We start from the raw sequence: 17,662 nt of genomic DNA, 5'->3' as shown, positions 1-17,662 counted from the left end.
GGATTTCAAGCGTCATCCTTTTTGCGAAGGGTTCGCGCGGGCGGATGTCAGGCGTTCCCGGTGATGTTCCCACACAAAGCGATGGCCCACCGCCCGGAAGACTCCCCAGCCGCGCCACGGCAGGTCCAGGGATTCCAGGCGCCGCGCGATCTCAGGGAGGGTTTCCGGTGGGACCCAGCGGAAGGCGGCGATCTGCTCCCCGAGGTCGGCGGGTCGGGGCTCCCCCTCCGTGCGAACGTAGAACACAAAAGAGACGAAGGGCGTCCCCAGGTCCCGGCGGTCTGCGGAGGGATACAGGGTGTAGGTGATGAGCCCCCACCATTCGGCGGCCTGCACCGGCAGGCCGGTCTCCTCGGCCATCTCCCGATGCAGCGCCTCCCAGGCGGTCTCCCCCCAGCCGATGCCACCGGTGGGGAGGCGATAGGCTTCCGGAGGGTAGAACGCTTTGGTGTGGACCAGGATCTCGCCTCCCGGGCGCTGGATCACCAGGAGCACCTCCCCGCGTCGCCGATCCAGGTTGCGACGCACTTCATCCCACCAGCCGTCGCCGATCACCTCGGCGTGGTGATGGGGCTGAGGGCCGAAGCGGGCGGTCAGCGTCTCCAGCTCGGACGGAGCGATCAGGGGTCGGTTCACGGGAGCACCTCCCGAACGGCTTCCTCCAGCATCCGGCGATCCCGTAGCCGCAGGGCGCCCAGGCGGATCACGCCGTGCAGGGCCCCGAACACGGGCCGTAGCTCGGCGTGGGGCCCCTGCAGCGGAATGATCAGCAGGTCGGTGCGGGGGAAGAAAAAGGCGGTGTGGATCTGAACCGGCGGGTCATAGCGAACCCAAAGGACCAGAGACTGTGGTCCGTGGCGATACTCGGCCAGGGTGGCTTCGGAGAGGCCGATTTGGGGCTCATACCCTTCGAGATTGAAGCCCGAGAGCGCCCGGTTCAGGGCGGCGTTCAACCGGTCGTATCCCGGGGTTCCGGGGACGAACACCACCTCGCGGCCGCCTGTGGTGATCCGGATCTCGGCAGCCTGGGCGTTCAACCAGGGCCAGAACCAGAGGGGATCCCGGTTGGTCATCGCGTTAACCCCCCAGATCAAGGCCATGGCGAGGGCGGCGAGCACGATCAGCGGATCCCGCAGGCGCGGCGTCCGGGGCTCTTCCATCCGGCGATCTCCTCACTCGCAGCGGGAAGGATCCAGGGGAAATTTTCCTCATGCGGATCCATCCGGCAAGCCTGGGCCGTATCGTTGCGCGGGAAGAGGGGGCGGCCCGACGGCTCATCCCGGGAAGACCCCGGCGGTCTCCAGCGGCTGCACGGCCCGCTCCCGAAGCGGCGTGTGAAAGCGATCCGGATGGAGGAGGGCAGTTAGGAGCTCGATCCCATCGATGGTGCGAGGGCCCGGGCGGCTGAAGTAGGCCGAGGCCTCGAGGGCATAGACCTGCCCGTTGCGCACCGCCGGGATCTGCGGCCAGAAGGACAGGCGGGTGAGGAGGGGATAGGATTCAACCGCGTCGGCCAGGCGATACCCGCATGGGATCAGGCCGATGACGTCCGGCGCGGCCGCGAGGACTTCCTCCCATCGGATGCGGCGGGAGGGCTCCCCCGGGCGCCCCAGGACCTCCTGCCCCCCGGCGATCTCCACCATCTCGGGGACCCAGTGGCCGCAACAGAAGGGAGGATCCAGCCATTCGAGGAGCAGAAGGCGCGGTCGGGGGGCGCCGGCCACGGCGTCCGCCACGCGGGCCAGCCGGCGCCGCCACGCCCGGAGGAGATCCTCCGCGCGCTCGGGCACCCCGGCGGCCTCGGCGATCTGTTGCAGGCACGCAAACAGATCCGTCAGGCGGTAGGTGTTGACGGCGATCACCCGGGGCGGCCGGCGGAGCCGACCGGAGGCCCGGAGAGCCTGGCCCATGGGGACGGCGCAGACTTCACACAGGGCCTGGGTGAGGATCAGGTCGGGCTCCAGCGCGGCCAGCTGGGCTTCATCGATGACGTAGAGGGGCTCGCCCCGCCGGGCCTTCTCCCGGACCGCCGCGTCGATGGCGGCAGGGTCGGACAGCCCCTCCGGCAGCGTGCTGCGGGTGAGGCGGGGAAGACCGGCCACCACCTCCGGGGGAAAATCGCATTCGTGGGAGACCCCGACCAGGTGCTCCGCCAGCCCCAGGGCGCAGACCAGCTCGGTGGCTCCGGGAAGCAGGGAGACGATGCGCATCCTTCAGCCCTCCGTGGACAGGACGGGGGCGGCGACGGCGCGGGCGGGCCGCCGCTTTTCCCAGAGCCGGCAGAAGGCGCAGATCCCGGGCGCGGAGGTCGGCTGCCCGCACTTCTCACAGGCGTGCAGCTCCGCCTCGTCGGTCGCGAAGCGGATCTGCCCCTCCTCCCGGGCCTTGAGGAAGCCCAGGTAGAAGCGGAGCTTCGTGCCGGGGCGCTCCTCCTCCAGCTTCGCCAGCCACTCTTTGTAGGCGATGCTCGTGGAGCCCTCGGCGTAGGGGCATTCGTCGTAGATGTAGTCGATGCCCCGCAGCAGCGCGTAGGCGGCGGTCTCCCGCTCGTAGAAGCGGCAGAACGGTTTCACCTTGCGGGCGAAGCCGGGGCGGGAGGCGGGCAGCACCGGGCCCTGGCGGGCCAGGTAGCCGACCTGCCAGTTCATCACGTTGCCGAACAACACCGCCACCTCATCGTCCAGGTTGTGGCCGGTGGCCAGGGCGGCGTAGCCCCCGTCGTAGGCTACGCGGTTCATGATGTAGCGCTTGATCAGCCCGCAGACCGCGCACGGCTTGTCCCGGCCGCGCAGGGTCCGGGCGGCGACCTCCGGGATGGTCTCCCCGTAGACCTCTTTCACATCCACCACGATCAGGCGGGCGCCGGGCCAGCGCTCGGTCACAAAGCGGCGGCACTTCTCATAGGATTGATCGGAGTAGCGGATGCCGCCGTCGATGCCCAGGCCGATGTAAAGGCCGTCGGCCTGGTAGCCCAGGCGCAGCAGCACATCCCACAGGCTCAGGGAGTCCTTGCCCCCTGAGACCGCCACCAGCACGCGCTCCGAGCGGTCGAACATCCGGAACATCCGGATGGTGCGCTCGGTCTGTTCCACGAACCAATCCAGGTAATGTTCCTCGCAGAGGGCCAGCCGATGCTGGCGCATCATGATGGCCGCCTCGCGGCCGCACTTCCGACACCGGATCGCCATGGACGCAGATCCCTCCTCATGCCCTGTCAGGAGTCCAGCGCCATTCTAAACAGGACAGGTCTTTTTGTCGAACATCTCGCTGTCTCGTCCCATCCCCGGACGTCCGGCGGAGGGTTTGCAGTTCAAGGATCAGCGGGGAGGCGAGCGGTTTGGATTGCGACAACAAGCGTTGACATCTATCGACAATCGGAAGCACTGGCGTTATTCTGCCTGCTGAAAGCAGTGCGGTGGAAGATTCGGAGAGCAGAGGATGACCCCTCAGATGATCGAAGCGTTGCTTCGAGATCCTGAGTTTCGCATGAAGTTTTTGGAGCTCCTGGATCGGGATCCGGCGTTTCGGGAGGAGGTGCGCCGCAAGCTGCTCATCGATGAGCTCCTCGCCCTCCCGGAGCGCGTGGAGCGCCTGGAGATCCCATAAGGAGTTCCGCCGCATTCGGAGGCAATTCAAGAGAATAGCCAGCGGGTTGCCGCGTGGAGGGAGCAAGCAAAGATGGCAGAGGGGCCAACCGCGGCATTTCCTCAACAGGTTCGGGAGAACAGCCGCCAGATCGCGGAGCTCAGGGATGAGATACGGGAGCTGCGGCGAAGCGTGATCCGTATGGAGCAGCGCTGGGGGCTGGATCATGAGAACATGGCCGCGGATCTGATGCCCCGGTTCCTGGCTTCGAAAGGCCTCCAGGTGCAGCGAATCGCAATGGTGCCGCTCGAAGGAGAAGTGGATCTGGTTCTGGAGATAGAGGAGACAGAGGGCCGCTGGATGACATGGGTTGTGAGGGTGAAGGGGCGGGTGTGGGGTCCTCACCCGTTCGAGCAGGTGCTGGAGCGGATCCAGGATGCCGCGTTCCGGAGCTGGTTGCTGCGGGAGGGGTTCCCGGAGCCGGTGATCCCGGCGGTCTTCGGGTTGGCGATCTATGCGGGGGCGGAGGCGATGGCGCAGAAGCTGGGGGTGGGGCTCTATGAGGCCCGGCGCGGGGAGGTCGTCGCCCCCCGCATCCCTTCGGCGCCGGGGGCATCCCCATCTTTGCCCGAAACATCGGAATGACGGACGCCGTCCTGAAACCGAAGGGGCCTCGTTCGACAGACCCGCTCAATAGGCCCCCCGTTTCCGGATCACAGCCGGGATGGTCTGGGCCAGGATGGCCAGATCCAGCCACAGGCTGTAGTTGCGGATGTAGAAGAGGTCCAGGCGCACCCGCTCGCTGTAAGGCAAATCCGCCCGTCCCGACACCTGCCACAGCCCGGTGATACCGGGCTTGACGGTCAGCAGGTTCAGCGCCCAGCGCCCATAGCGGGAGATCTCCTCCGGCGTCAGCATCCGGGGGCCCACCAGGCTCATCTCCCCCCGCAGCACGTTGAAGAGCTGGGGCAGCTCATCCAGGCTCCATCGGCGCAGGATCCGCCCCACCCGCGTCACCCGCGGATCGTCCCGCAGCTTGTAGTTTTGCCGGAAAGCTTCCTTTAACTCCGGGTTCTGCTCCAGGAGGGCTTCCGCGTTCACCACCATGGTGCGGAACTTAAAGGCGTCGAAGAGCTTCCCGCCCAGCCCCACCACGCGCCGCCGATAGAACACCGGGCCGGGGGAATCCAGCCGGATGGCCAGGGCGATCAGGAGCATCAGGGGAGCGAGGAGGATCAACGCCCCAGCGGCCAGGGTGTAGTCCATCACCGCTTTCAGGATCTGTTCCAGGGGTGAGAGCCGGAGCCGTCGCCAGTAGAGCAAGGGAACGCCCATCACCTCCCGCACCTCGGTTCCCGTAGCCAGGAGCTCATAGAGGCCCGAGGAAAGGCGCAGGTTGACCTGGGGATGGAAGGCGAAGGTGCGGAACAGCTCCACCAGCGCCTCCCGGGGTAGCGCGCTGGCGGAGACAATGACCTCCCGGATCCCCAGCTGCTCCACGAGACGGGGGAGATCCGCCGGTGTGCCCAGCACCGGCAGGCCGGGCAGCACCTCCTTCCCGCGTGGGAGGTGGGGATCGAGGACGCCGATCAGGTTCATCCCGGAGATCGGGGACGATCGAAGCTGCTCGGCGACCATGCGCCCCTCTTCGTCCGCTCCGATGATCAGCGCGGGGACCTGGAGCCGGCCTCGAGCCCGCAGGGCGTAGACAACCCGCCGGGCCAGAAAACGTTCCCATCCCACCAGGGCGATGGAGAGGATCCAGGAAAGCAGCAGCCAGCCCCGCGCGATCACCAGGGCGGGCTCCATAAAGCTGGCGACGATGGCCGCCATCATCCCCACGCTGGCCGCCTGGATCACCCGCATGTATTCCGATGTTCCATGGAAAAGATGATCGGGCGCGTAAAGGCGGTGAGCGGCGAAGATCAGCAGCCACACAGGGATCAGGGCAGCCATCAGCAGGCCGTAATACCGAACCGGCGGGCTCTCTGGCTGATAGAAGATGGGCAGCCGGGTCTCAAAGCGGATCCAGTAGGAGCAGAAGAAGGCCAGCAGCAGGGCGAAGCTGTCAGCCAGGACCAGGCCGGCCCGCAGCCCCATCCATTCCAGCTCCCGGGCTTCTTCCCACGATCTCACGCGGATCAGTTCGGAAGGCAAGACATCCGGACGCATCCTCAAGCTCCCCTTGTCTCATTCTCGATTTCCGGGCAGAGCCGCTTACAGGGATCCCCCCTCCAGATGTCGCGTGATCTCCTCGGCCGAGCGGCGTGCGTGTCGGGTGAGGGATTCCCCGTTGGTCAGAGCCGGGTAGATCTGGGTCAGGTTGACCAGGAAGAGCCCCTCCACCGGGGTGACGAGAGGGGGGATCCGCCGCCACTGGCCCCGGTGGAAGAGGGGCTCCACGTAGCGTTCCCGATGGACCCGGGCGTGGCGCACCCAGCTCGGATGGAACGAGGGGAACATTCGTTGGAGATGCTCCAGCCATGCCTCCAGGATCTCGGAGTCGCTCCGCTGCAGCCACGGGGAATCCCAGGCCACATACTTGGGCAGGTAGACCAGGTGATGGCCCCCTACATCCCCCGGATCGATGTAATGCGTGGTTTCGATCACCCCTGTGAAGGGCACGGACTCATCAGTGATGTAAACCGTCCAGTAATCCGTCAGGGGGCGGTCCAGGGCCAGGAGCACGCAGATCACCCCCAGGTAGCGCCAGGCGCGCAGATCTTCCACCCACGATCCCTGAACGTCCGGGAGGAGGGGAGGGACGAGGGGAGGATGTAGCGTGATCGCGGCGGCCTCGAAAGGCTCCACCACCCCATCGATCCGGACGCCACGGACTCGGTTCTCCTCCACCCGCACTTCCCGCACGGGGGTTCGAAGGCGGATCTCTCCGCCGGCGGCCTCGATCGCCCGGATCATCGCCCGGATCATGGTCATGTGGCCGCCGACCAGGTAGCCGGCCATCTCCCACTGGGAGACCCCCCGGCGGGTGGAGCGGGTGCGGATCAGGCGGGCCCAGATGTAGGTGGCGGGGAGATCCTCAAAGCGCCCGTCGAACTTGGCGCGCAGCATCGGCCGCCAGAGATGGTGAAACGCCCGCCGGCCGCCCCAGCGGACCAGCCACTCCTCCACGCTGATCTCCTCCAGACGGCGCCAATCCCGGTGAAGGTAGGCCGCGAGGATCGTCAGCCCCAGGCGGATCCGATCCGCCGTCCGCAGGAGAGGGAAAGCCATGAAATCCCGCAGGGTCGTCATCGGATAGAGCCGGCCCTCGTGGAAGAAAGCGGATCCGGTGGGGCGGAACCGCAGCCGGTCGGCGATCCCGAGCTCCGCTGCCAGCGCCTGCATATGGGTGTCGCTGGAGAGGATCGTGTGATAAAAGCGATCCACCTCCACATCGCCCAGCCGGATGGTCCCGGCCAGGCCGCCGGGCTGGTCGCTGGCTTCATACAGGACCACCCGATGCCCGGCCCGGCTCAGGAAGTAGGCCAGGCTCACTCCCACGATCCCGCCTCCGATCACCGCGATGCGCATTTTCCCTCCGGGCCGGGTTATCTGAAGATCGCCCTCACGCGCTGCGCGCCACCAGGCTGACCCCCAGGGCGATGAGCAGCACGCCGATCACTCGCATGGGGTTCAGGGATTCCCCGAACAGCAGATACGAGGCGATGACGATCAGCACGTAGTTGAGCCCTGCGAAAGGGTAAGCCAGGCTCAGCTCGATCCGCGACAGCGCGGTCAGCCAGAACAGGCTTCCTCCCAGATACAGGCTCATCCCCACCACCACCCAGGGGTTGGTGGCCAGGCGGAGGATCAGCGCCGGGAGCCCGGACGGGCTCAGGGTCACGGGCCCCATCTCCCGCATGCCCTGTTTCAGCAGGAGCTGACCGATGACGGCGCACACAATGCTGACCAGCAGATATCCCAGCGCTCCCCTCATCGAAGACCTCCGGATTCTTTGTCCGCCATCTGGAGAGGACCGGTGGGAAGGGAGGGCGCAGTCCTCACCGGGAGGACCAGGCGGGCCATCAAGCGGAGGTGGGCCAGGATGGTGCGCAGGATCTTCATTTTCGAACGCCCGAAGCGGCGAACCCGCAGGGTGGTCGGATATTCCGCCACGCGGAACCCCCGTCGGATGGCCTTGGCCATGATCTCCGCCACCGCAACATAGCCGTCTGTCTCAATGGAGATCGCCTCCAGGACGCGGCGGCGGTAGGCGCGGAAGAGGGCGGTGTAGGTGCGCACCGGAGAGCGCAGGATCATCCGGTAGAGGAACGAAGCGCCGAAGCTGAACAGCTGGCGCCAGGGGGGCACGCCCTCGATCCCTCCGCCGGGGGCATACGGCGAGGCGGTCACCAGATCCACGTTCTCCCGTAGATGCCGCAGCAGCGTGAGGATCTCTTCGAAGGGATAGGTCCCATCGCTGTCGGTCGTGATCACGATCTCCCCCCGGGCCGCCTGGAATCCGGTCCGCAAGGCAGCCCCCAGGCCCCGGTTGTGGGGATGGCTCAGGATCCGCACGAAGGGCCAGCCCGCGAAGATCGCTCGCAGGAGATCCCCGGTGCCATCGGTGCTCCCGTCGTCCACGAAGAGCACCTCCACCCCGCCGTCGCCCTTCAGCTGCTCGATCACCGGCCGGAGGGCCTCCCGGAGGTGGGGGATGGTCTCCGCCTCGTTGTAGCAGGGGATGATCAGGGTATATCGGATCTCGCCAGGCAAGGTGCATCCCTCCCGTGCCGGTCTCAGGGGGTCTGTTCGGACAACGGGCTCCGGATCCCGCGAGGGGCAGCGCCGCCGTTCAACCGGATCGCCTCCCAGCGCTCCAGCTCCGCCAGCAGCGCGCGAAGACGGAGCCCTTCCTCATCTTCCCCGTTCCGGATCAGATGGGCGATCTCCATCCGCAACGCCTGTAAGTGTCTCTCAACCTCTGCACGCTCCATCGTGTTTCGCTCCTTCCGAGAGGGTCTTCCTCCCGCATCCCATCCGCTCATCGCGATGCGGGGGCGCGCCACATCGCCTCGATGGCCTGAAGGAAACCTGCGCCGTCGCATCGGGTCAGGCCGGGCTCCCGTTGCACGCGCAGGGCGCCGTGGGGGACCAGGACGGCGGGGCAGTCGATGTGGCGGATCCAGTAAAGGCCGGCCGGCAGGGCGTTATAGGGGGGGAGCTCCGGGATGGGCTCGTCGAAGGCCAGCCGGATCATGTAGTAGGGCATGTTGCAACCCGCCCGCGTGTAGAAATACGTGGTGGTGAAGAAGCGGCCGGCGTTGATCTCGGTGGGGAACAGGTTGCCCCGCTCGTCTTCCATCAGGTCCACGCTGAAGACGCCGGTCGCCTGCGGATCCACCGCCAGCACACATCGCGTGGCGACCTCGTTGACCCGCTCGTCATGCACGGTCACCGTCACCGCGCTGGTCCCCGTGCGGCCGGAGGGCGCCAGGTGGGGGTAGATGTATTCGATCCGCTGTCGTCCCTGGGAGACGATGAGCCGCCCGTCCTTCCAGAGGGATTGCCAGGCGAACTCCCGGCCGGAGAAGTAGGGCTGGGCGATGAACTCCCAGCGCACGCCCCGGGATCGCCAGTAGGCGATCCAGTGGATGCCGGTCTCGATGCGCTCCACCAGGGTGGCGCCCCGCGCCCCTGCCCCCTCTCGGGCGCGCAACCAGAGGGGGAGCCCGATGATCTCCACCGCCCGCTCCAGATCCTCCGGGGTTTCCACCGGCACCGTGGGGAACGTGTGGATCCCGGCCTGACGCCAGCGCTCCGCCGAAGCCTGTTTGTCCTGCAGCAGCCGGACGGTCTCCTTCCGCGGAAGGAACACGCGGGCCGGGAACCGCTCTCGGTTCTCCGAGAGGGCGCGGACCTCCACGTCGGGCTGGGCGTGGATCAGGTCGATCTCCTCGCGCTCGACGATCTCCGCGATCGCATCCAGGTAATCCGGGTGATCGACCGGTGGGACCAGATAGACCCGGTCGGCGGGCACCCATTCCAGATGGAAGGGGTTCATATCGGTTCCCACGATGTAAAAGGGCTCAGGGGCTTCCCGCCAGGAGCGGATCACGTTGATCCCCGGTGGTCCCCCTGCGCCCAGCAACAGGATGCGCTTCGGACGTTTCTTCATTGGAGCCATCCCTCATAGGAAGTTGGAACGTCGACTACCCATGTCTGGTGGGAGGAGAGGGCTTCGATCAGGACGTCCGCCAGGATGTCCACGCTGTCCACGGTGATGCCCCTCGCACCAAAGGCGGCGGCCAGGGTCGGCAGGTCCGGGTTCCCCAGCGTGGTGCCCACGGCATCTCCGAAGCGCGCCATCTGCATCCGGTGGATCAACCCCAGGGCGTTGTCCCGCAGCACCAGGGCGATCACCGGGAGCCCGTGGCGGGCGCTGGTTTCCAGCTCCTGGACGTTCATCAGGAACCCGCCGTCGCCGCTGACCGCCACGATGGGCTCCTCGGGGCAGGCCAGGCGAGCGCCCAGGGCGGCGGGGAGCGCGAACCCCATCGCGGAAAGCCCGTTGGAGAAGAGGATCCGCTGGCTTCCCCGGATGCGATAGGTCAGGCCCATGGCATACTTGTTGAGCCCGACGTCCACGGTGATCACACCGCGATCCGGAAGCATACGGGACAGCGTCCGGGTGATCGCAGCAGGGGAGAGCGGCGCGGTTTCCGCCAGCGGCCGTTGCAGGGGCCGTTGCATCGCTTCCCGCACGGCGGTCACCTCCAGCCAGGGCTGGCGGTCGGCCGGGGCGAGGGCCGTCAGCTCTTCCAGGATCGCCGCCACATCCCCGGCGAGGGTGAGGTCGGCGGAGAGCAGCGGGCTCTCCCCCTCCATCACGCTGTCCATGCAGACCACGCGCTTGTGGTTCCCGACCATCCACAGGCTGGGCTTGACACCCTCCACCTCGTCGTAGCCGATGGTGAGGATGAGATCACATGCAGTGAACAGGCCCACGAGCTCCCCCCGGGCGTGACGGCTGATCACCCCCAGACAGAGGGGATGGTCCTCGGGCAGGGCTCCCTTGCCCATATAAGTGGTCAGGGTTGGGATCTGGTAGGCTTCGATGAAACGGCGCAGGGCCTCCAGAAACCCTGCGCGCAGAGGGAGATTGCCCACGAGCAGGACCGGGGCCCGGGCCTCGCGAAGCCACGCGGCCATCTGTTGCAGCGCCCGGGGGTCCGGGCGACCGCCCCGGGAGAGCGGACGCTCCGGAAGCTCGCTGCCCAGTTGGAACAGGAAGCACTCCCGCTCCAGCACGTTCACCGGAAGGGTGAGGTGCACCGGTCCGGGCCGTTCCGCCCGGGCAACCCGGAAGGCGTATTCCAGGGTGGGGGGGATGAGCTCCGGGTCGCGGATCACAGCGCTCCATTTGGTGATCGGCCCGAACATGGACACAAGGTCGATATACTGATGAACTCCAGGTCGCATCTGGTCCGTGGGGACCTGATCGGAAAGGGCCACCACGGGGGAGCGGTCCAGCAAGGCGTTGGCCAGGCCGGTGGCCAGGTTGGTGGCCCCAGGCCCCAGGGTGGAGAAACAGACCCCTGGGCGCCCGGTCAGCCGGCCGTAGGCATCCGCCATGAAGGCGGCAGCCTGTTCATGGCGCACGGTGATGAACCGGATGGGGCTGCCCCGGAGCGCCTCGAAGAACGCGACTTCATCGCCCGGCAGACCGAAGATCACCGAGACGCCCTGTTGCTGCAGGCTTTCCACCAGAAGCGCGGCTCCGTTCATGGCTGACTCCTTTCCCTGCTTGGGAACCTTTCCACGATGTCCCTGGCCATCCCTGGATCCCTGGGGCGCTTCAGCCGGATCCCCAACCCGGGGAAGGGATCAGGGAAAGTTCTCGTTCCTCGAGCGGCCGCAGCCGTATTTGATCCGGCCGGCGGTAGTGCTGGCCGAAGCGCGGAGGGCTCTGGCGGAGCACCGCGGCGATCCGCTCCGCTGCGTGGCCATCCCCGAACAGCGGCGGACGGGGGCCGCGGGGCCGGAAGGACCGCCATGCCTCTACGATGCGGCGGGGATCCGTCCCAACCAGGAGGTTCCATCCCACTTCCACGGTCTCCATCAGCTCGGTCTCCTCCCGCAGGGTGAGGCAGGGGATGCCGAGGAAATACGCCTCCCGCTGGACCCCGCCGGAGTCCGTGAGGATCATCCGGGCGTGGACCTCCAGGGCGAGCATGTCCAGGTAGCCCACCGGCTCGATCAGACGGACATGATCCGCTGCTTGCAGGCCATAGCGCTCCAGGGCCTGACGGGTTCGGGGATGAACCGGGAACAGGATGGGCTCCGGGATGGCGTTCAGGGCGGAGAGGATCCCGGCGAGACGGTGAGGGGAGTCGGTGTTGCCGGCCCGGTGGACGGTGACCAGCAAGTATCCGCCGGGCGAAAGGTCGAGCTGCTCCAGCAGGGCGGGCGCTCGTTCCAGCGCGCGGGGCAGGTAGATCCGCACTGCATCCAGCATCACATCCCCGACGAAGAAAACCCCTTCGGTGATCCCCTCCCGGGCCAGATGCTGCACCGCGCGTCGGGTGATGCAGAAGTGGAGATCAGCCAGGCGGTCGGCCACCAGCCGGTTGATCTCTTCCGGCATCCGTTTGTTGAAGCTGCGCTCGCCGGCCTCGATGTGGGCCAGCGGGATGTGCAGCTTCGCTGCCGCCAGAGCCCCGGCCAGGGTGGAGTTGGTGTCCCCCCGCACGATGACCAGGTCCGGCTGTTCCCGGAACAGGACCTCCTCCAGGCGGGCCATCATCTCGCCGGTCTGGCGGCCGTGAGGCCCGGAGCCCACCCCCAGGTTGTAATCCGGCTGTGGCAGATCCAGGTCCTCGAAGAAGATGCGGGACATGCGGTCGTCATAGTGCTGGCCGGTGTGGACCAGCACCTCATGGTGTTCTTGCCGCAAGGCCCGGCTGACCGGCGCGGCCTGGATGAACTCGGGGCGGGCTCCCACCACGGACACGATCTTCAACGTTCGACCTCCGAAAGCTGGGGATTCGCCCCGACGGGGGCGGCGAGGGATGGAAAGCGGAGCGCCACGGCCGCTCCCTGATACAGAAGCGTTCGGATCCGTTCCGCCAGCTGGATGACCCGCAGGCCATCCTGCGCGGAGACCTGAGGCGTCTTCCCGGTTCGCACGCAGTCTACGAAGTGCTGGAGCTCCAGAGCCAGGGGCTCCGCCATGGGGATCCCGATCCGTTCCATCCACCCTTCCTGGCGGTATTTCACCGGCTGGTTGTCGTTGGTGTAGATCGGGATCGTGTAGCGGTAAACCGTGATCCCCTTGTTCAGGAGATCGGCTTCGATGTAAGCCTCGGCCGCGGTGATCTCAATGGCGCGGACTTTCTGCTCGGTCACCCGGGAGGCGAAGAGGGTGGCCAGCTCCCCGTCCGGGAACTCCATGGTCAGGATGGCGTAGTCCACCGCTTCGGAGAACACCTGGCGTCCCACCGGGTAGATGCGGGCCGGCGGGGCGCCGATCAGATCGATGGCCAAATCCAGGTCGTGGACCATGAGATCCAGGATCACATCGGCGTCGTGGTTGCTGACCGCGTAGGGGCTCAGACGCCGGAAGGTCAGGCTGATCAGTCGCATCGCGCCCAGGATGGCCTTAAGCTCGGTGTAGACGGGGTTGAAGCGCTCGATGTGGCCGACCTGGACCGGGACGCAACGGCGGCGGGCGGCTTCGCAGATGGCCATGGCCTCGATGGTGGAGGTGGCCATGGGTTTCTCGATCATGACCGCCACATCTCGTTCGATCAGCTCCAGGGCGATCTCCGCATGGGTGGGCGTGGGGGTGGCGATGGTGGCAGCCTCCACCGCGGCGGCCAGATCCTCCAGGCGGGCGAACGCCCGGGTCTCATAGCGGGCAGCGACCTCCAGCGCCCGCTCACCACAGCGGTCATAAACGCCCACCAGTTCCACCCCACGCAGGGATCCCAGCACCCGGCAGTGCCGCTCCCCCATGGAGCCCACTCCGACCACCCCCACACGCACCGGTTTCATCTCAACCTCCTGTCAGCTCGTCCATCAACGTGTTCACGGTCTCAATGACATACAGGATCTCCTCCTCGCGGAGGGCGGGATGGATGGGAAGGGAGAGCACCTCCTGCGTGGCGCGCTCCGCGACCGGGAGGGAGTCGTTGTAGCCCAGACGCTGATAAAGCGGCTGACGATAGAGGGGGATCGGGTAATGGACGCCGGTCTCGATCCCGGCCTCCTCCAGGCGCTGGCGGAGCACATCCCGGAGCCCGGCCGGGACACGGATGGTGTAGAGATGATAAACGGGAGTGCTCCGGGGGGTGATGGCCAGCTTGTCGACCCCTCGAAGGCGAGCATCGTAAATGGCGGCGAGAGCCCGACGTCGGGCGTTCCAGCTGTCGATATGGATCAGCTGGCCGATCCCGATGGCCGCCTGGAGCTCCGTCATGCGGAAGTTCAATCCGAGGATCTCGTGGACGTATTTGGCGGATTGGCCGTGATCCCGCAGCATCCGCAGACGGCGGGCCAGGCGGGGATCGCCGGTGGTGATCATGCCGCCTTCCCCGGTGGTTATGTTCTTGGTGGCATAGAACGAGAAGCATCCGATGCCGAAGGATCCCACCGGCTTTCCCTGATACAGCGCGCCGGGCGCATGGGCGGCATCCTCAATCAGGGCCAGGCCGTAACGCTCCGCCAGCTCCTGAAACGCTTCCATTTCGCACGGGTTGCCATACAGATGGACCAGAAGGATGGCCCGGGTGCGGGCGGTGATCCGTCGCTCCACCGCCTCGGGATCCAGGTTCAGCGTCATCGGGTCGATGTCGGCGAACACCGGGCGGGCTCCTACGAACAGGACCACGTTGGCGGTGGCGGCGAAGGTGAGGGGCGTGGTGATCACCTCATCGCCCGGGCCGACCCCGAGGGCCATCAGCGCGAGGAGCAACGCCGCGGTCCCGCTGGACACGGCGATGGCGAAAGGCACCTCGTTCCACTCCGCGAAGCGTTCCTCGAACTCCAGCACGCGGGGGCCCTGGGCCAAGCGCCCCGATTCCAGCACCTCCAGGACGGCCTGGCGGGTTTCCTCGTCGATCAGCGGACGCGCCATCGGGATTTTCATGGCAACCCTCGAGGGAACCGGGATCCCACGCACCTGCGGAACGGTTTCATTCATCACGATCGATCGCTCCCGTGAACAAGAATGGGGCGCCGAAGGCGTGCCCTTCGCCCTGGCCTCACTGTAAAAGCGGGGGGTTGGGAGGCTGTATCGAGGGGGTTAGAAGGCGGTAAGCCTTCGGCAACGGGCGACGCCCTTATATCCCGGGGATTGGCCCAAGCCTCGGTTTGGGAGCTTGGCGCGTGTTTCTAACCCGTTTGTGCTGGGATTCTAACCGGACGGCTGTATAAAAGTTCCGATGACAGGTGAGCGGGAGGAAAGAGCAGGATGCGCATCCTGATGGTGCTCCCGTATCCGCCTTCGCCGATTCGGATCCGGCCCTTTGGGTTCGTGCAAGCCCTGGCCCGGCGAGGTCATCGGATCCGGGTGCTGGCGGTTCAGCCTCCGGAGGATCGCGAGGCGGCGTCGGAGGCCTTGAAATCGCTCGGGGTCGATGTGCGCGGTTTCCCGCTCTCCCGAGGGCGCACGCTCTGGAATGCCGTGCGAGCCTGGGCGCGGGGGGAGCCGTTGCAGGCCGGTTACGCGGATCATCCGGGCCTGCGGGAGGCCCTGCGTCAGAGCCTTCGGGAGGGCTGGGAGGTGATCCATGTGGAGCATCTGCGCGGGGCGCTCTTCGCCCAAGAGGTCCCTCCCGAGCGTCTGGTCTTCGACGCGGTGGACAGCATCACCCGCCTGTTCGCTCAGGCGCAAGCCCTGGCTCCCACCGCCCGGGTCCGTTATCTGGCCCGTCTGGAGCTGGAACGGACGCGGCGGTTCGAGGCGGGATGGCTATCGCGGTTCCCCCGCATCCTGATCTCCTCCCCCGAGGACGCGGCGGCGTTGCGTGCCCTGGCCCCGGATGGCCGGGCCTCCCTGGCGGTCATTCCGAACGGGGTGGACCTGGAGTTCTTCCGCCCTCAGGCGGTCCCCCGGGATCCGGCCACGCTGATCTTCACGGGGAAGATGAGCTATCACGCCAACCTTGCGGCGGCCCTGGATCTGATCCGCGACATCATGCCACGGATCTGGGCCCATCGCCCGGAGGTCCGCGTGCAGATCGTCGGCCGGAACCCCCCAGCGTGGCTGCGTCGGGCGGCTCGCGATCCCCGGGTGGAGATCGTAGGGACGGTTCCGGATCTCCGGCCGTATCTGGCCCGGGCCACGCTGGCCGTGTGCCCCTTGCGGTATGCGGTGGGGATCCAGAACAAGGTGCTGGAGGCGCTGGCGATGGGCACGCCGGTCGTCGCCACACCGCCCGTTCAGGGAGGCTTAAGCGCGGTCCCTGGACGGGATCTGGTGATCGCGGAAGGCGGGGAAGCTTTCGCAGCCGCCGTGTTGCGGTTGCTGGACAGCCCGGGGGAGCGAGCGGCCCTGGGGGCTGCCGGGCGAGCCTATGTAGAAGCTCATCATCGCTGGGAAGCCCTGGCGGAACGCCTGGAGGCTGTGTATACAGGAGGCTGAAAGGACGACCCACCGGATCGCCCCTCTCCGAGGCGCTCCACGAGTCATTCGCGTGATGCCATGATGGGCCGGGGGGGACTCGAACCCCCACGGGTTGCCCCACGTGGTCCTAAGCCACGCGCGTCTGCCAGTTCCGCCACCGGCCCGTTCCGCAACCCCTTTCAATTATAGCCTGATCGCCGGAATGGGATCGCCCGAGGTGGGCTCCCCTGCTCCCCTTGTGATCCATCCGTCTTCCGGGATAGAATCCCTCCGGAATTCGCACCCTGAGGCAGGTCCATGCCCGTCGCGCTGTTGCTGGACATCGATGATGTGCTGGTGCTCCCCGTGGGCTACAAGCAGGGGATCCCGGCGACCCTGGGCACCTTCGCCCGACGTCTGGGATGGGAGATCCCGCTTCCGACCGAGATGGATATCGAATGGTTCGAGGCCTCCGGGGTGACCAGCGAGTGGGATTCCACGGCCATCTGCCTGGCAGGCCTCCTGCTGGAGGCGGCCCGCCTGGATGGGCAGTGGATCGTCCCGGATTTCGAGGAGGCGATGGTCCGCCTGGCGGATCGCGCCCTGGACAGCGGACAGATCCGCCCGGATTATGTGACCTGGGTTCGGCGGGCCGGTGAGGCCGCTCAACCCGGGGAACGGCCCTCCCAGGCGGCCCTTCGCCTCTGGCGGCGGGAGGCGCTGCCCTCATTGCCCCGCTCGGAGGCCCTGGAGACGTTGCTGCTCGATCTGCTGGCGGACACCCATCGGCTCTCATGTCCCACGACCGCCGTTTTCCAGGCCTGGATGGTGGGAAGCCGGACCTACGCGGAGACCTATGGCCGTCCGGCACCGGTGGAGGTCCCTCAAGGGCTTCTGGAGCGGGATCAGCCGTTGCTGACTCGGGAGGGTGCCTGTGCCTTGCTGGACCTCTGGTATGAAGGCCGTCTGGCCCCTGCGTTCTATACCTCCCGTCCCTCTCAACCGCCTGACGGGGAGCTGGCGCCGCCGCTCCCGGTTTACTCACCGGAGGCGGAGCTGGCAGCGCGATTGGTGGGGCTGGAGGACTGGCGGCCGGTCGGCCTCGGGCGTCTGTTCTGGCTGGTCGAGCGGGTCGGGCTGGAGGAGAATCCCACCAAACCCCATCTCCTCCACAGCCTGGCCGCCTTCGCCGTGGCCGTCGCCTCTTCGGATGGGATCGAGGAGATCCCCGCGCTGGAGGCCGCTTACGAAACGCTGATCTTCAATGCCCTGATGGGGCCTCTGGTGAAATGGGCCAAACTTCCCTGGCACGTGGTGCTGGTGGAGGATTCGGTGAAGGGGATTCAGGGGGTCTTCCGGATGGTCCGTCGCCTGTATGAGCTGGGCATGTCGATCCGGCTCACCGTCTTTGGGGTCGCTCCCCACCCCGGCCCAAAGGCGGAGGTCCTGGAGGCCTACGCGGATCGCATGGTTCCTTCCGTGAACGATGCCATTGAGGAGATCGCACGGCTGTGTCGGAACGGATGA

Annotated in this window: 18 protein-coding genes and 1 tRNA gene; 4 read left to right on the top strand and 15 right to left on the bottom strand. The window is 66.9% G+C overall.

Going from position 1 to position 17,662, the window contains the following annotated elements; all coding sequences use genetic code 11:
• Positions 1-12: 12 nt before the first annotated feature.
• The 4 genes from KNN16_RS05650 to KNN16_RS05635 all read right to left on the bottom strand — a co-directional run bounded on the left by KNN16_RS05650 (position 13) and on the right by KNN16_RS05635 (position 3,188).
• Positions 13-636 carry an NUDIX hydrolase gene (locus tag KNN16_RS05650; protein ID WP_303899779.1) on the bottom strand — a complete coding sequence of 208 codons (624 nt, stop codon included), beginning with the start codon at positions 634-636 and terminating at the stop codon, positions 13-15.
• A complete protein-coding gene (locus tag KNN16_RS05645; protein ID WP_303899777.1) occupies positions 633-1,160 on the bottom strand; it encodes a hypothetical protein in 528 nt (175 codons plus the stop codon). Before KNN16_RS05645 ends, KNN16_RS05650 begins: the two co-directional genes overlap by 4 nt.
• A gap of 114 nt (positions 1,161-1,274) precedes the next feature.
• A complete protein-coding gene (locus KNN16_RS05640) occupies positions 1,275-2,210 on the bottom strand; it encodes a cobalamin-binding protein (RefSeq protein WP_299285155.1) in 936 nt (311 codons plus the stop codon).
• Between the two features lie 3 nt (positions 2,211-2,213).
• Positions 2,214-3,188: a TIGR00269 family protein gene (locus KNN16_RS05635; RefSeq protein ID WP_299285158.1), complete on the bottom strand. Its 975-nt coding sequence runs from the start codon at positions 3,186-3,188 to the stop codon at positions 2,214-2,216.
• Positions 3,189-3,438: 250 nt separating this feature from the next.
• On the opposite strand from KNN16_RS05635, the gene KNN16_RS05630 reads away from it, so the two are divergent.
• Positions 3,439-3,606, top strand: a complete 168-nt coding sequence (locus tag KNN16_RS05630; RefSeq protein ID WP_303899773.1) for a hypothetical protein — start codon at positions 3,439-3,441, stop codon at positions 3,604-3,606.
• A 72-nt stretch (positions 3,607-3,678) separates the two neighbouring features.
• Positions 3,679-4,230, top strand: coding sequence for a DUF3782 domain-containing protein (locus tag KNN16_RS05625; protein ID WP_303899769.1), 552 nt, complete (start codon positions 3,679-3,681; stop codon positions 4,228-4,230).
• Positions 4,231-4,275: 45 nt separating this feature from the next.
• Here KNN16_RS05625 and KNN16_RS05620 read toward each other — a convergent pair whose 3' ends face one another.
• The 10 genes from KNN16_RS05620 to KNN16_RS05575 all read right to left on the bottom strand — a co-directional run bounded on the left by KNN16_RS05620 (position 4,276) and on the right by KNN16_RS05575 (position 14,677).
• Positions 4,276-5,757: a sugar transferase gene (locus tag KNN16_RS05620; RefSeq protein WP_303899766.1), complete on the bottom strand. Its 1,482-nt coding sequence runs from the start codon at positions 5,755-5,757 to the stop codon at positions 4,276-4,278.
• 45 nt (positions 5,758-5,802) lie between these two features.
• Positions 5,803-7,119 (bottom strand): NAD(P)/FAD-dependent oxidoreductase, encoded by a 1,317-nt coding sequence (locus KNN16_RS05615; protein ID WP_303899763.1) that lies wholly within the window; start codon positions 7,117-7,119, stop codon positions 5,803-5,805.
• 34 nt (positions 7,120-7,153) lie between these two features.
• Complete coding sequence (locus tag KNN16_RS05610) at positions 7,154-7,525, bottom strand: SMR family transporter (protein WP_303899761.1); 372 nt, start codon at positions 7,523-7,525, stop codon at positions 7,154-7,156.
• On the bottom strand, positions 7,522-8,304 hold the full coding sequence (locus tag KNN16_RS05605) for a glycosyltransferase (RefSeq protein ID WP_303899758.1): 783 nt from the start codon (positions 8,302-8,304) through the stop codon (positions 7,522-7,524). Before KNN16_RS05605 ends, KNN16_RS05610 begins: the two co-directional genes overlap by 4 nt.
• Positions 8,305-8,327: 23 nt before the next feature.
• Positions 8,328-8,525: a hypothetical protein gene (locus KNN16_RS05600; RefSeq protein WP_303899755.1), complete on the bottom strand. Its 198-nt coding sequence runs from the start codon at positions 8,523-8,525 to the stop codon at positions 8,328-8,330.
• 47 nt (positions 8,526-8,572) lie between these two features.
• On the bottom strand, positions 8,573-9,706 hold the full coding sequence (locus KNN16_RS05595) for a hypothetical protein (protein ID WP_303899752.1): 1,134 nt from the start codon (positions 9,704-9,706) through the stop codon (positions 8,573-8,575).
• On the bottom strand, positions 9,703-11,316 hold the full coding sequence (locus KNN16_RS05590) for a thiamine pyrophosphate-binding protein (protein WP_303899749.1): 1,614 nt from the start codon (positions 11,314-11,316) through the stop codon (positions 9,703-9,705). The genes KNN16_RS05595 and KNN16_RS05590 overlap by 4 nt, the downstream gene beginning before the upstream one ends.
• A 70-nt stretch (positions 11,317-11,386) precedes the next feature.
• Positions 11,387-12,550 carry a non-hydrolyzing UDP-N-acetylglucosamine 2-epimerase gene (wecB, locus tag KNN16_RS05585; RefSeq protein ID WP_369685874.1) on the bottom strand — a complete coding sequence of 388 codons (1,164 nt, stop codon included), beginning with the start codon at positions 12,548-12,550 and terminating at the stop codon, positions 11,387-11,389.
• Entirely contained in the window at positions 12,547-13,584 is a 1,038-nt protein-coding gene (locus tag KNN16_RS05580; RefSeq protein ID WP_303899747.1) for a Gfo/Idh/MocA family protein, read from the bottom strand. The genes wecB and KNN16_RS05580 overlap by 4 nt, the downstream gene beginning before the upstream one ends.
• Before the next feature lies 1 nt (position 13,585).
• Complete coding sequence (locus tag KNN16_RS05575; RefSeq protein ID WP_303899744.1) at positions 13,586-14,677, bottom strand: DegT/DnrJ/EryC1/StrS aminotransferase family protein; 1,092 nt, start codon at positions 14,675-14,677, stop codon at positions 13,586-13,588.
• Between the two features lie 324 nt (positions 14,678-15,001).
• On the opposite strand from KNN16_RS05575, the gene KNN16_RS05570 reads away from it, so the two are divergent.
• The gene (locus KNN16_RS05570; protein ID WP_303899742.1) at positions 15,002-16,174 is read left to right on the top strand and encodes a glycosyltransferase; all 1,173 of its coding nucleotides are present in this window, start codon (positions 15,002-15,004) and stop codon (positions 16,172-16,174) included.
• Between the two features lie 64 nt (positions 16,175-16,238).
• Here the strand turns inward: KNN16_RS05570 and KNN16_RS05565 are convergent.
• Positions 16,239-16,320 (bottom strand) — tRNA-Leu (locus KNN16_RS05565).
• A 133-nt stretch (positions 16,321-16,453) separates the two neighbouring features.
• Between KNN16_RS05565 and KNN16_RS05560 the strand changes: the two genes are divergently transcribed.
• Positions 16,454-17,662, top strand: a complete 1,209-nt coding sequence (locus KNN16_RS05560) for a hypothetical protein (protein WP_299288228.1) — start codon at positions 16,454-16,456, stop codon at positions 17,660-17,662.

Source organism: Thermoflexus hugenholtzii (assembly GCF_018771565.1).
GTDB lineage: Bacteria > Chloroflexota > Anaerolineae > Thermoflexales > Thermoflexaceae > Thermoflexus > Thermoflexus hugenholtzii_A.
Note: the sequence above shows the minus strand (reverse complement) of the source record. Positions and strands in the feature narration are given on the sequence as shown.